This window comes from Marinobacter denitrificans (assembly GCF_008795955.1).
GTDB classification, from domain to species: domain Bacteria; phylum Pseudomonadota; class Gammaproteobacteria; order Pseudomonadales; family Oleiphilaceae; genus Marinobacter; species Marinobacter denitrificans.
The window spans coordinates 202722-216986 of sequence record NZ_VMHN01000003.1; the positions used below are offsets into that span (position 1 = coordinate 202722).

A 14265-nucleotide genomic window follows, 5' to 3' on the forward strand; every position below is an offset into this window, starting at 1 on the left:
TTCGAGAGCACGTTAACCGTTATACTGTCGCTCCCCACAGCAACCCATCGGGAACAGAGGTGAAAGCTTGAAAGACGTCAATGTCGGAATCTGCGGACTGGGAACAGTCGGTGGTGGTACGTTCAACGTACTGACCCGCAACGCCAGCCTGATCACGGGCAGGACAGGTTTCAATATCCGCATTGCCAGGGTGGCAACACGCACACCCCGCAGTGATATTGATCTGGGTGATATCCCGTTCAGTACCGACGTATTCGACGTGGTGAATGACCCGTCCGTGGATATTGTTGTGGAACTGATTGGTGGCTACGAGACTGCGCGGGAGCTGGTGCTGGCAGCGATCAAGAATGGCAAGCACGTAGTGACAGCCAACAAGGCCCTGATTGCGGTTCACGGTAACGAGATCTTTGAAGCGGCGGCGAAGAAGAACGTGATCGTTTCCTATGAAGCGGGGGTCGCGGGCGGCATTCCTGTTATCAAGGCGGTCCGTGAAGGCATGGCGGCCAACCGTGTTGACTGGATTGCCGGCATCATCAACGGTACCGGCAACTATATCCTCACGGAAATGCGTGCCGGTCGTGAATTCGCCGAGGTGCTCAAAGAGGCTCAGGATCTGGGTTATGCCGAGGCCGATCCCACCTTTGATGTGGAAGGGATTGACGCTGCCCACAAGCTCACCATCCTCGCCTCAGCCGGTTTCGGTGTACCGCTTCAGTTCGAGAAGGCCTATACGGAGGGGATTTCCGAGATTACCCCGTACGACATTGCCCATGCCGAGGTTCTGGGTTACCGCATCAAGCATCTGGGCATTGCCCGGCGTCGCGATGAGGGCATTGAGCTGCGTGTTCACCCCACGCTGGTACCCCGCAGCCATCTGATTGCCCAGGTTGACGGTGTACTCAATGCCGTACTGGTGGATGGCGATGCTGTTGGCCAGACCATGTATTACGGCCCTGGGGCGGGCGACGAAGCGACAGCCTCAGCGGTGATTGCTGACATCATCGATGCCGCCCGCTCTGTTGCTGCTGAAAGCAACCAGCGCGTGCCATATCTCGGCTTTGAACCATCGGCGATGGAAGATCTTCCGGTATTGCCCATGGAGGATGTCCAGTCTGCCTACTACCTGCGTATCCAGGCACTGGATCGCCCCGGTGTGCTGGCGAAAGTGGCGTCGATCCTGAGTGAGCACGGTATCAATATCGAGTCCATCATGCAGAAAGAGTCAGAGCTCAAGGATGGCCGTATTCCGGTGATTATCCTGACCCACACGGTTCAGGAACGCCAGATCAACCGCGCCATCGAAGAACTGGAAGCCCTCAGCGACATCGACGGAAAAGTCGTTCGCATCCGTGCCGAAAACTTTAACTGACAGGAATGCAAGGTGAGATACATCAGTACACGGGGCGAAGCTCCCGCCCTGGGCTTTGAAGATGTCCTGCTGACAGGCCTGGCCACCGACGGTGGCCTTTATGTCCCGGAATCCCTCCCCCATTTCAGCCTTGAGGAAATCCGAAGCTGGCGTGGGCTCTCCTACAGCGAGCTGGCCTTCAAGGTAATGCATCCGTTTGTGGACGATGCCATTCCAGCGGAGGATTTCCGCAGGATGCTGGAGGAGACCTACGGCGACGTATTTACCCACAAGGCGGTCGCACCACTGGTTCAGCTGGACTCCAATGAATGGGTCATGGAGCTGTTTCGCGGCCCCACGCTGGCGTTCAAGGATTTCGCGCTTCAGCTGCTGGGGCGGCTGCTGGATTACGTACTGGAAAAGCGCCAGCAACACGTGGTGATCATGGGGGCGACGTCGGGCGATACCGGTTCTGCCGCCATTGAAGGTTGCCGGCGCTGCAAACATGTGGACATATTCATTCTGCATCCCCATGAGCGAGTTTCCGAGGTGCAGCGTCGCCAGATGACGACGGTGAAGGGTGACAACATTCACAACATTGCTGTGCGTGGCAATTTCGATGACTGCCAGCGCATGGTGAAGGCAAGCTTTGGTGACCAGTCTTTCCTGGGCGGAAAAACCCAGCTTGCGGCGGTGAACTCCATCAACTGGGCCCGCATCATGGCCCAGATCGTCTACTACTTTCATGCCTCCCTGGCCCTTGGCGGTCCCGACCGCAGCATGGCCTTTTCGGTGCCAACCGGTAACTTTGGCGATATCTTTGCCGGCTACCTGGCCAAGAAAATGGGCCTGCCCATCTCCCAGTTGGTCATCGCCACCAACCGTAACGACATCCTGCATCGCTTCATGAGTGGCAACCGGTACGAGCAGCTGAAGCTGGAGCATACCCTGTCGCCGAGCATGGACATCATGGTGTCCAGCAACTTCGAGCGCCTGCTGTTTGATCTCCACGGGCGTGACGGCGCTGCGGTGAAAGATCTGCTGGAGAATGCCTCAAAAGGGCCGGTCAGTATTGAAGATTACCGCTGGAAGCATGCCCGCAAACTATTTGATAGTGATGCAGTGGGGGACGAGGGTACAACGGATACCATCCGTGAAATCTTTGAACAGAATGAATATCTGCTGGATCCGCATACCGCCATTGGTGTGCGCGCCGCCCGCAACTGTCGTCGCGACCCGGCCGTTCCCATGATTACCCTGGGCACAGCCCACCCGGCCAAATTCCCGGATGCCGTGTTGCGCTCCGGAGTGAAGGCGGAGCCCTCGTTGCCGTTGCATATGGCGGATCTGTTCGAGCGGGAAGAGAAATACACCGTACTGGATAATGACCTGCCAGCCGTGCAGGCCTTTATTGCCAAACACTGGAAGAATACCTGATTGGTATGACACCAAAAAAAATCCTGCGTCGCCCTGGTCCGGAAATCACCCCGGGCTGGGGCCAGAACCTGCCTCCTTTGCTTCGCCGTCTCTACGCCGCCCGTGGCGTCACCTCTGATGAGCAGCTCAGTTATACCTTGAAACACCTGGCCTCACCCATGGAGCTTCGGGGGATCGACCGTGCTGTCGCTCTGCTGAGCGAGGCGATTACCAGCCAGCAGCGGGTGCTGGTTCTGGGCGATTTCGACGCTGATGGAGCCACCAGCACTGCAGTGGCCATGCTGGGCCTGGGCATGCTGGGATTGAACGACATCGACTTCCGAGTGCCCAGCCGTTTTTCCGATGGTTATGGCCTGACGCCCGGCATTATTCACCGTTTACAGGAAGACGGCTCCCTGCCGGACCTGCTGATCACCGTGGACAACGGCATTTCCGCGGTCGAAGGCGTTCGCGCCGCACGGGAACTTGGCATAAAAGTGGTCGTGACCGATCACCACCTGGCTGGCGAAATCCTGCCAGACGCTGATGCCATCGTGAATCCCAACCAGCCCGGTTGCCCATTCCTGAGTAAGAACGCAGCGGGGGTGGGTGTCATGTTCTATGTGCTGACCGCTTTGCGCAAGCATCTGCGGGAACAGGGGTTGCTGCCGGATCCTCAGCCCAATCTTGGTAACCTGCTGGATCTGGTGGCCTTGGGCACCGTGGCGGACGTTGTACCGCTGGACCACAATAACCGCATCTTCGTCGAACAGGGCCTGCGCCGAATCCGACAGGGCGAAGCCCGCCCGGGTATCCTGGCGTTGCTGGAAGTGGCTGGCCGCGACCACAGCGAAATCAGCTCAACCGACCTTGGGTTTGTGGTCGGCCCGAGGCTTAACGCAGCCGGCCGTCTTGATGACATGAGCGTTGGCATTGCCTGCCTGCTGGCGGATAGCCGCGACGAGGCCCAGCGCCTGGCCCGGGAGTTGGACACTTTCAATCGTGAACGGCGCACCATTGAAAAAGACATGAAAACCCAGGCCCAGGACCTGCTGGCTTCCATGTCGCTGGATATTGAAGGTTTGCCCTGGGGGCTGGCCCTGTTCGACACTGACTGGCACCAGGGCGTGATCGGCATACTGGCTGCCCGCATCCGTGAGCAGACCCATCGCCCGACCATTGCCTTTGCGCCGGACGATAACGGCGAGGATATCAAAGGCTCCGCACGCTCCATTCCCGGCCTGCATATCCGCGATGTGCTTGCGGTGGTTGATGCCCGTCATCCGGGTATGATGAAGAAATACGGGGGGCATGCCATGGCTGCCGGCATGACTCTCTCTCGCCGCGACCTGGATGCCTTCAGCGAGGCTTTTGACAGGGCGGTGCGCGATACCCTCCGAGCGGAAGATCTGGAGGCCGCCATCACCACCGACGGCCCCCTGAGTCCAGATGAGCTGCACCTTGAAACCGCCACCTTGCTGAAACGGGCCGGCCCCTGGGGCCAGCACTTCCCGGAGCCGCTGTTTGACGGCAACTTCCGCGTGGTCAGCCAGCGCATTGTCGGTGAAAATCATCTGAAGCTGGTGCTCCAGTTGGAAGAGGGCGGCGCGATTATCGACGGCATCGCCTTCAATACCGGGCCTGAAGTGCCCGACTACACCCGGACCGGGGCTCGGGTGGTGTACAAGCCTGACGCCAATACCTTTCGTGGGCGTACTAATCTGCAGCTTCTTGTGGATTATCTGGAGCCTTTGGCCTGAGTGTTTGGTGGGCTGGGCCTGGGAGGGGGTATTTTTTCTTTGGAAAAAGAACTCGCTTCGCTCAGACACCTTTTTCTGGCAGAAAAAATACCCCACCCCAGGCCCGATCAAGCCTGAGAGATAGCACCGGCGGGATGCCGTTTTGGTGGTGACTCCCAATTCTGGGCGCCAGGCAGGGCCGTTGTTCCGGGAGTGTCGAAAACATGGATGTTTTCGTCAAGCGTACATGGACGTATTCACAGCGTCTCCCGGAACAACGGCCCTGCCTGGCGCTTTCACCGAAGTCGCGGTTACCACCGGCTGATTTAAAAACAGATTTCCGGTAGAATCTCGCGTCTGATTTTGATCGCATCCATTTTCTGATAGCGAGTAAGGATTTCATGGAAATCAATCCCATTGTTACGAAGATAAAAGACCTTCGTGAGCGCACTGAAGCGCTCAGGGGGTATCTTTGACTACGATCAGCGTAGTGAGAGACTGACCGAAGTCGAGCGCGAGCTGGAAGTGCCCTCGGTGTGGGAAGATCCTGACCGGGCCCAGGCGCTCGGCAAAGAGCGTTCTGATCTTGAGCTGATTGTCCGCACCATCGACAACCTCACCTCCGGCCTCGAAGACGCCGAGGGCCTGTTGGATATCGCTGCCGAGGAAGAGGACGAGGGTACGGTTGCCGAGATTGAAGCTGACCTGGAAAGCCTCGACAAAGAGCTTGAGAAGCTCGAGTTCCGCCGTATGTTCTCCGGCGAGATGGATGCCAATAACGCGTATCTGGACATTCAGGCCGGCTCCGGCGGAACCGAGGCTCAGGACTGGGGCAATATGCTGTTGCGCATGTACCTGCGTTGGGCCGAGCGCCGTGGGTTCAAGGCGGAGATTGTCGAGTTGCAGGAAGGTGACGTGGCGGGCATCAAGAGTGCCACCGTTCATATCCAGGGTGACTACGCCTTTGGCTGGCTGCGTACGGAAACCGGTGTGCACCGTCTGGTGCGTAAATCGCCGTTCGACTCCGGCAACCGCCGACATACCTCGTTCTCTTCGGTGTTTGTATCACCGGAAGTGGACGACAGTTTTGAAATCGAGATCAACCCTGCAGATCTGCGGGTGGATGTTTACCGCGCCTCCGGCGCCGGTGGTCAGCACGTTAACCGGACTGAGTCCGCAGTGCGCCTGACCCACAACCCCACCGGTATCGTCGTGGCCTGTCAGGCTGGCCGAAGCCAGCACCAGAACAAAGATCAGGCCATGAAACAGCTGAAGGCCAAGCTGTTTGAGCGCGAGATGCAGATGCGTAACGCCGAGAAGCAGAAGGCGGAAGACGCCAAGGCGGATATTGGCTGGGGCAGCCAGATTCGCTCCTACGTGCTGGACGACAGCCGTATCAAGGACTTGCGCACCAAGGTGGAAACCAGCAATACCCAGGCGGTGCTGGATGGTGATATCGACAAGTTTATTGAAGCCAGCCTGAAGATGGCGCTGTAATCAGCGCCATCCCATGCTAACCCGGACAATTCCCCATTTTTGTGAGCCAACATGACTGACCACACCCAGAATGCACAGCCAGAGGACAACAAGCTGATTGCCGAGCGCCGCGCCAAGCTGGCCGAGATGCGCGAGCAGGGCAACGCTTTCCCCAACAACTTCCGCCGCGACGCTACCGCCGCAGAGCTTCAGGCCAAATACGGCGACAAGACCAAGGAAGAACTGGCGGAAATGGGTATCGTGGTGGCGATTGCCGGCCGCATGATGCTCGACCGCAAGGCGTTCAAGGTGGTTCAGGACATGACCGGCCGCATCCAGATCTATGCCTCCAAGGATGTCCAGAAAGACACCAAGCACTGGGATCTGGGCGACATCGTGGGTGTGCGTGGCGTTCTGTGCAAATCCGGAAAGGGCGACCTGTATGTGAGCATGGACGAGTACACTCTGCTCACCAAGTCATTGCGGCCGCTGCCGGAGAAACACAAGGGCCTGACCGACACCGAGTCCCGTTATCGCCACCGTTACGTCGACCTGATGGTGAATGAAGACAGCCGCCGGGTGTTCTACGCACGCTCGAAGATCATCAGTGTCATGCGCCAGTACTTCACCGAGCGGGACTTCATGGAAGTGGAAACCCCGATGCTGCAGGTGATCCCGGGCGGTGCCACCGCGCGCCCGTTCGTGACCCATCACAACGCCCTCGGTATCGACATGTATCTGCGTATCGCCCCGGAGCTTTTCCTCAAGCGCCTGGTGGTGGGCGGTTTTGAGCGGGTATTCGAGATCAACCGCAATTTCCGCAATGAGGGGCTGTCCACCCGCCATAACCCGGAATTCACCATGGTGGAGTTCTACCAGGCCTATGCGGATCACAACGACCTGATGGACCTGACCGAAGACATGCTGCGCACCATCACCCAGAAGGTGCTGGGAACCACCACGGTGGTGAACACCCGAACCCTGGCCGATGGCGAAGAAGAAATCATCGAGTATGATTTCGGCAAGCCGTTCGAGCGTCTGACCGTAGTGGACGCCATCCTGCGGCATAATCCCGACATCAAGGCCGCGGAACTGGCTGATGAGGCCGGTGCCCGCAGGATCGCCAAGGACCTCGGTATCCATATCAAGAACGGCTGGGGGCTGGGCAAGGTGCAGATCGAGATATTCGAGGCAACCGCCGAGCACCGCTTGATGCAGCCGACCTTCATAACGGATTATCCAAAGGAAGTGTCCCCGCTGGCCCGGAGCAAGGACAACGATCCGTTCGTCACCGAGCGATTCGAATTCTTCGTGGGCGGCCGCGAAATTGCCAACGGCTTCTCCGAGCTTAACGACGCTGAAGACCAGGCCGAACGTTTCCAGGACCAGGTAGCCGAAAAAGACGCCGGCGATGATGAAGCCATGTTCTACGACGACGACTACATCATGGCGTTGGAATACGGCCTGCCGCCTACGGCTGGCGAGGGCATCGGCATCGACCGCCTGGCCATGTTGCTGACCAACTCCGCGTCCATTCGCGATGTCATCCTGTTCCCCGCCATGCGTCCGGAACATAAAGCCGAAACCAAGAGAGACGAGGGCTGACCCATGCAGCCGGTTGAGGTGCTGGCCCACCAGCTGAAGCCCGGCCGGGGCTGGTCTGAGCACCTCGGCAACGAATTCAGCCAGCCGTACATGCACCAGTTGGCTGATTTTCTGGCGGCGGAGGAAGAGGCAGGTAAAACCCTGTTCCCCGCCAGCCACCTCTGCTTCAACGCCCTGAACAGTACACCACTGGAAAAAGTGCGCGTAGTGATCCTCGGCCAGGACCCCTACCACGGTCCCGGCCAGGCCCACGGCCTCTGCTTCTCCGTACGCCCCCATGTGGCCACGCCACCGTCTCTGGTCAACATCTTCAAAGAAATCCAGGAAGATATAGGCATCCAGCCCCCGGACCACGGCTGCCTGCAACCCTGGGCCGAGCGAGGCGTACTACTGCTTAACAGCGTACTCACCGTCGTCCAGAACCAGGCCGGCGCCCACCAGGGCAAAGGCTGGGAAACCTTCACAGACAGGGTTATAGAAACCATCAACCGGGAACGGCAGGGTGTGGTGTTTCTACTCTGGGGAAGTTACGCAAAAAAGAAAGGCCAACACATCGACCGCAGCAAGCACCTGGTACTGGATGGTCCACACCCGTCCCCGTTAAGCGCCTACCGCGGCTTCTTCGGATGCAAGCACTTTTCCCGGGCCAACGAGTGGTTAAAGCAAAACGGGCTACCCACCGTCGATTGGTCTTTGCCAAGCAAGTCAGAGTTACTGGAACAATACGGGAAAAGCCAGTCCAGCTCGTAAAGAGACTTCAAAGGGCGGCCCGCAACAAAGTCTCATCGGCCGGAGGCGGGGGTATTTTCTCTGACAGGAAAAGGTGTCTGAGCGAAGCGAGTTCTTTTCCCGAAGAAAAATACCCCCACCTCCGGCCAGCCCCCGACTATTTCAGAAGCGCCATCGCAGCTTCCATCTGCGCATTCAGATCCTCTTCCTCACTCATATCCACTTCCGGATCCAACCCCAGACGATCAAACGCCGAAATCGTCTTCCAGTCCACCTCCGTCCAGGGGTGATCCGTACCCGCAATCAACTGCAGATTGGCAATCAAAACCAGATCCGCATAATCCGCAGCCGGTACCTCACGGTGCAGATTTGCGTACTCCAGAGGCACATTCTGCAACTCCTTCGGAAAATCCCACTTCTGCAAAATGGTGGCGCCGATGCGTGGATGAATCTCCTCTATCACATTGTCGAGCATGATACCGCTGATCTGGATGTCGCGGTCCTCTACGTAGCGCAAAATCGGCAACACCCCGATCAGATGCACCAGCCCTGCCAGCGTGGCCTGATCCGGCTTCAGCTTGGTGTAATGCTGCGCCAGCACATGGCACACACCCGCCACTTCGGTGCTCTTCTGCCAGGTGGCACGCAGACGCTTGTCGATCATGTCGGACGTAGCCTGGAACATCTGCTCCATCGCCAGACCCATGGCGAGATTACTGGTGTAGGCCATGCCAAGGCGGCTCACAGCCATGTTCAGGTTTTCAATCGCGCGGCTGCCACGGAATAACGGACTGTTGCAAACACGTATGATGCGGGCTGAAAGCGCCGTGTCGTTACTGATGCACTTCACCAGGTCAAGAATCGCGGAGTCTTCATTTTCAGCGATTTCCCGGACCTGCAACGCCACTTCCGGAAGCGTCGGAAGTACAAGCTTGTCGTTTTCAATGGCATCGGTCAGATCGGTTTTAATGGTTTCGACAATATTCGACATGGTCAACGATGGTCCGCCTGTTGAATGTTACCTGGCCGGCAGAAGAATCCGGAAAGGCCAAAATTTGCAGCTATATGAAGTACTTTATAGCAAATTTTCCGGATTCGTCCTGTCAACTTATGTATCAGACGTACCTGTTTGTTCACGTTCGGAAACGGAATAGGGCAGTGGAAGCAGGGAAAGAGCGGCCTCTGGCGCGTGTTCCGGTGTGAGGATGAAATCCACCGAATCATGGCGCACCACGGCAAGAAGTTCGGCGGTGCCATCGGCAAAACTCACCGAGCTGATCACCGTGCCCACCGGCCCATCACCGGCCATCACAGCCTCTCCCGGAGTTGGCGGAGTCGTGCTTTGGCCCATAGCAAAGCGAAACAGGCTTTTTTTGAGTTGCCCCAGAAAATGCATGCGGGCGATCACCTCCTGCCCGGTATAGCATCCCTTTTTGAAGTGAATGCCTCCGACATGCTGCCAGTTCAGCATTTGTGGAACAAAACCTTCTTTGGTGGCCGGACTCAGCGCCGCCACGCCGGCAGCAATTTCCGAGGCATGCCAATCCGCCAGAGCTATTTCCGGTAGATCATCCAGTAACTGGCGCAGCGACGAATCCAGATCACCGGTGTGCCACAGCTCATAGCGGGCCAGTCCTTCGGCGGTGTCCATTGTTCGTATCAGACTGCCGCCGTTCACGGGCAATGCATCCCCTGGGGCCGCCAGTTTGCCGGCAGCGTCGGGCAGCAATTGTTTTATCGAGGACTCACCCATCAGCCCGATTATCCCGGCGTTGGCTTCTTTCTCCATTGAAGTGCCACGAAACAGCATCAGGTATTTCCGCAGATGGCTGATGGTGTCGTCTGCAAGTTCCACAGGCAGCTCCATCAGTACATCTTCGCCTTCCCTGACAAGCCGGGTCAGGCAATACGCGCGACCTTTCGGAGTGCAGGCGGAAGCCCTTGGCGAGTGGTTTTGGGTGACGTCATCAATCTGCTGGCTGAATTGTCCCTGCAGGAATTTGTCGGTTCCCGGACCGGTGACCCGCACGATAACCCGGTCGGAAATGGTAACGCGGGCCGGATGAGGCAGCGGATGGCTGGCCCGGTTTTCGGTATCTGACATGGAACGCTCCGGAATCAGTGGGTTTCCTGAACATTTAAGGGTTGCTGGCCACCCGTCTTCCCTGCATCGGCAGGCGACCCCAGGCGAAGCCATACCCGTAACTGGCGAAAGGCATCCGGGGAGGTGTTGCCGAGCCGCGGGGTGAATGCAACCAGGACAACAGGATACGTAGTGGATATGGAGCCGGTACGTCGCAGTTTCAAGATAGCAAACCGGGCGCTTACCCGGCTTTCACCAGAGGGTAGCACGTGAACTTCCAAACCGGAGCCAAGGCGAGCGTAGAGGCGCTGGTTTTCCACCCGTAAACCGGTCACGGCATTCGGACCTGCCAGCAAGCCGCTGCGGCGATACTGGACAATGGCCCCGGCGAAGGGGAGCGGGCTCAGGAGCAGCCAGGCCGGTCCATAAGTGCTGAGCATAAGCACCGCCAGGGCCGTCAGCAACAGCCAGGGCAGGGCGCACAGAAAAGCCACTGGATGCGATGGTGAAATCCGCAGGTCAATCCGGCTGGACACGGTTCAGAATGATATCGACGATGCGTTGAAGGTCTGGGTCGTCCGGGCGGCTGCGCTGCATGAACCACTCGAACATATCGCTGTCTTCGCAGGTGATCAGTTTTTCGTAGCGTGCCTGGTCTTCTGCCGGCAGATCCCGGTAGGCCTGTTCCAGAAACGGGATCAGCAAGACATCCAGCTCAAGCATGCCGCGACGGCTGTGCCACCACAGGCGGTTAAAGTCGGTGTTATCAGACATGAATTCTCTCAGTTGCCCAGTGGGATCAGTTTGAACCGCCCCGGTCAGGGAGCGGATCGTCTATAGGTTGTAGGAACCAGTACGGTATCCTTCGCTTCGTGGAGCAGTCCCGGGAAATCCAGCGTGTAGTGCAGGCCCCGGCTTTCCCTGCGCTGCAGGGCCGAGCAGATGATCAGGTCGGCAACGGTGACCAGGTTACGCAATTCCAGCAGGTCGTTGGACACCCGGTAATTGCTGTAGAACTCGCCAATTTCCCGCTCCAGCAAGTCAATACGGTGTTTGGCTCTCTGCAGACGCTTGGTGGTTCGTACAATGCCAACATAGTCCCACATGAAATGCCGGAGTTCGTCCCAGTTGTGGGAGATTACCACGTCCTCATCGGAATCCCTTACCTGGCTTTCGTCCCAGTCCGGAGCCTCTGGTGGGGATGGTATGTTGGCTTCCCGCCGCGTGATATCTGCGGCCGCGGCGCGGCCGTAGACCAGGCATTCCAGCAGGGAGTTGCTGGCCATACGGTTGGCGCCGTGCAGTCCGGTAAACGCCGCCTCACCAACCACATAAAGCTGGTTGATGTCGGTACGTGCCCGTTCGTCACTGACGATGCCACCACAGGTATAGTGGGCCGCAGGGACTACCGGAATGGGCTCCCTGGTGATATCGATTCCGAACGTCAGGCATTTTTCGTAGATTGTGGGGAAGTGATGCGTGACAAACTCGGGCGGCTTGTGGCTGATGTCCAGGTACAGATGATCGGCGCCCAGTCGCTTCATCTCGTGGTCGATGGCGCGGGCGACAATGTCCCGGGGGGCCAGTTCTCCCCGGTCGTCAAACCGGTCCATGAATCGTGTGCCATCGGGAAGCAGCAACACGCCTCCTTCGCCCCTCACCGCTTCGGTGATCAGGAATGACTTGGCATGAGGATGGTACAGGCAGGTAGGATGGAACTGGTTGAACTCCATATTCCCCACCCGGCAGCCCGCCCGCCAGGCCATGGCAATGCCATCTCCGGAGGCTCCATCGGGGTTGGTGGTGTAGCGATAGGCCTTGCTGGCCCCGCCAGTGGCAATGATGGTAAAACGGGCCCGGAAAAGCTCAACGTGATTGTCTTCCAGGTTCAGGATATAGGCCCCCACACAGGCATTGCCCGGCAGCGACAGTTTGCGATTGGTGATCAGGTCCACGGCCACACGGCGCGACATCAGTGAGATATTGGGGCGCGCCTGGGCCTGTGATGTCAGTGTGGTAGAAACCGCATGGCCCGTGGCATCGGCAGCATGGATGATGCGCCGGTGGCTGTGCCCGCCTTCCCGGGTCAGATGGTAGTGCGACTCATCGTCGCGGGTGAAGGTGACACCGCTGTCAATCAGCCAGTCAATGCTCTCGCGGCCATGCTCCACGGTGAACCTGACAGCGTCTTCGTGGCAGAGTCCACCCCCGGCGCTGAGGGTGTCACTGATGTGGTTCTCCAGGGAGTCATCATCATCCAGCACCGCGGCAATCCCGCCCTGGGCCCACAGTGTTGCACCGCTGCTGATATCCCCCTTGCTGACGACGGCAATCTTCAAGTGTTCAGGCAAATTGAGGGCAGCGGTCAGTCCGGCTGCACCGCTGCCGATTATCAGAACATCGAATTCGTAGGATTGTGGCATCGGGTCGTTATCGCAGGCCATAATGTGGAGGTGTATTGAACTAAACTTTGTGCCTGCTGTCTATTTGGCCTGACGGGGTGCACCCACGAATCGGGCGTGCCATAGCCTAATCGGACATCGGGCAGTAGCATGAATCCACCGAAATACAGGCAAGCCGACCAGATGGTCGCTCACTTTGGAAACCCCGGCGCTCCGTCCATGACTGCGGATACAGAACGACACAAGGAAGAAAACAGTGAAAGCCAGACAGACCTTCAGTTGGTGAAGAAGGTCCGTCATGGTGACCGGCCTGCTTTTGACCTTCTGGTGGTCAAGTACCAGTCACGGGTGGCGTCGATCATCAGTCGGTACGTGTACGATAGCCAGGAAGTGATGGATCTGACCCAGGAAGCCTTCGTCAAGGCCTATCGTGCGATAGACCGGTTTCGGGGTGATAGTGCATTTTATACGTGGCTGTACCGGATTGCGGTGAACACAGCGAAAAACTTCCTTGAGTCCCGTGGCCGTCGTCCGCAAGGGAGTGCTGACGCCGTTGACGCTGAGAACTATGACGATGGCTCGAAACTGAGGGACAACGCTTCCCCGGAGAAGCTGCTGCAGCGGGACCAGTTACAGGAAGCGCTCAGAGAGGCCATCGGTAATCTGCCGGAGGAACTCAGGTCAGCCTTTCTGCTCAGGGAGTATGACGGGCTGAGTTACGAAGATATCGCCGGCATTCTCGAATGCCCGATAGGTACAGTCAGGTCACGGATTTTCAGGGCGAGGGATGCGGTAGATCGACACCTCGGCCCTTTATTGAATGATTCCCGGACATAATGAGGTTGCGTCCTATGGATGATCGTCTCAAAGAAACCCTGTCGGCAATGATGGATGACGAGGCGGATGAGCTGTCTGTCCGCCGACTGTTGTCCCACGCCCGACAGGATGAAGTTCGTTCCCAGTGGCAGCGTTGGCAGCAGGTCCGCGATCTGATGCACCAGGGCAACCTGGCCGATGACCGGGTGGACGTCAGTGCCGGGGTCAGGGAGGCCCTGGACGGCGGCTTTCACAAGGCTCCCGGTCCGGTAGCATCGACTCGCCGGGGCAGGGAGAGGAATTGGCACTGGCCCGCCGTGGCCATGGTGACCCTTGCGCTGGTGGTTGGTTTTGGTGCTGGAGCCGGATGGGAATCGGCGGACACGTCTGCCTCGGTGGCTAACGCCGGGCTCCCTTCCGAGAAGGCCGAAGGCATCACCTCGGAGGCCGTGGGCGAGCCGGTACAGGAAGTCGCCCTGCAGGGGCTGGATGAAGAACAGTGGGAGCAGGTCAGTCGTTACCTTCTGGAGCATGCCCAGCATAACAGCGTCGGGGCAGGTCGTGGCTCGGTTGGCTATGCCCGGCTGGTAAGTGCATCCGGGGCTGGTTACTAGGCCCACGATTTCACCCTGAATACTGCTCGGAGTTGAA

13 protein-coding genes are annotated in these 14265 nt (G+C 58.2%); 8 read left to right on the forward strand and 5 right to left on the reverse strand.

Annotated features, from left to right (window positions below):
- Positions 1-67 precede the first annotated feature (67 nt).
- From FO268_RS13075 to ung, 6 genes are all read left to right on the forward strand, one after another.
- Positions 68-1369 (forward strand): homoserine dehydrogenase, encoded by a 1302-nt coding sequence (locus FO268_RS13075; RefSeq protein WP_150993698.1) that lies wholly within the window; start codon positions 68-70, stop codon positions 1367-1369.
- Positions 1370-1381: 12 nt separating this feature from the next.
- Positions 1382-2785 carry a threonine synthase gene (gene thrC / locus FO268_RS13080; RefSeq protein WP_150993699.1) on the forward strand — a complete coding sequence of 468 codons (1404 nt, stop codon included), beginning with the start codon at positions 1382-1384 and terminating at the stop codon, positions 2783-2785.
- Positions 2786-2790: 5 nt separating this feature from the next.
- Positions 2791-4524 (forward strand): single-stranded-DNA-specific exonuclease RecJ, encoded by a 1734-nt coding sequence (gene recJ, locus FO268_RS13085; RefSeq protein ID WP_150993700.1) that lies wholly within the window; start codon positions 2791-2793, stop codon positions 4522-4524.
- Positions 4525-4904: 380 nt separating this feature from the next.
- Positions 4905-6000 (forward strand): peptide chain release factor 2 gene (gene prfB / locus FO268_RS13090; RefSeq protein WP_150993701.1). Its coding sequence is split into 2 segments (ribosomal slippage): positions 4905-4976 and positions 4978-6000, totalling 1095 coding nucleotides; the frame shifts between segments, so codons are not numbered across the junction.
- 51 nt (positions 6001-6051) lie between these two features.
- Positions 6052-7584 carry a lysine--tRNA ligase gene (gene lysS / locus FO268_RS13095; RefSeq protein ID WP_150993703.1) on the forward strand — a complete coding sequence of 511 codons (1533 nt, stop codon included), beginning with the start codon at positions 6052-6054 and terminating at the stop codon, positions 7582-7584.
- Between the two features lie 3 nt (positions 7585-7587).
- Positions 7588-8334, forward strand: a complete 747-nt coding sequence (ung, locus tag FO268_RS13100; RefSeq protein ID WP_150993705.1) for a uracil-DNA glycosylase — start codon at positions 7588-7590, stop codon at positions 8332-8334.
- Between the two features lie 136 nt (positions 8335-8470).
- On the opposite strand, the gene FO268_RS13105 is transcribed toward ung, so the two are convergent.
- The 5 genes from FO268_RS13105 to nadB form a co-directional block, all read right to left on the reverse strand.
- Complete coding sequence (locus tag FO268_RS13105; RefSeq protein WP_150993706.1) at positions 8471-9304, reverse strand: HDOD domain-containing protein; 834 nt, start codon at positions 9302-9304, stop codon at positions 8471-8473.
- A 117-nt stretch (positions 9305-9421) separates the two neighbouring features.
- Positions 9422-10417 (reverse strand): CAF17-like 4Fe-4S cluster assembly/insertion protein YgfZ, encoded by a 996-nt coding sequence (gene ygfZ, locus FO268_RS13110; RefSeq protein WP_150993708.1) that lies wholly within the window; start codon positions 10415-10417, stop codon positions 9422-9424.
- A 14-nt stretch (positions 10418-10431) separates the two neighbouring features.
- The gene (locus FO268_RS13115) at positions 10432-10932 is read right to left on the reverse strand and encodes a hypothetical protein (protein ID WP_150993710.1); all 501 of its coding nucleotides are present in this window, start codon (positions 10930-10932) and stop codon (positions 10432-10434) included.
- The gene (locus tag FO268_RS13120) at positions 10916-11170 is read right to left on the reverse strand and encodes an FAD assembly factor SdhE (RefSeq protein WP_150993711.1); all 255 of its coding nucleotides are present in this window, start codon (positions 11168-11170) and stop codon (positions 10916-10918) included. The genes FO268_RS13115 and FO268_RS13120 overlap by 17 nt, the downstream gene beginning before the upstream one ends.
- Before the next feature lie 44 nt (positions 11171-11214).
- Positions 11215-12819, reverse strand: coding sequence for an L-aspartate oxidase (gene nadB, locus FO268_RS13125; protein WP_191966960.1), 1605 nt, complete (start codon positions 12817-12819; stop codon positions 11215-11217).
- A gap of 129 nt (positions 12820-12948) precedes the next feature.
- Here nadB and rpoE point away from each other — a divergent pair, with 129 nt between their 5' ends.
- Positions 12949-13635, forward strand: coding sequence for an RNA polymerase sigma factor RpoE (rpoE, locus tag FO268_RS13130; RefSeq protein WP_404802924.1), 687 nt, complete (start codon positions 12949-12951; stop codon positions 13633-13635).
- A gap of 14 nt (positions 13636-13649) precedes the next feature.
- A complete protein-coding gene (locus FO268_RS13135) occupies positions 13650-14228 on the forward strand; it encodes a sigma-E factor negative regulatory protein (RefSeq protein ID WP_150993714.1) in 579 nt (192 codons plus the stop codon).
- Positions 14229-14265: the final 37 nt, after the last annotated feature.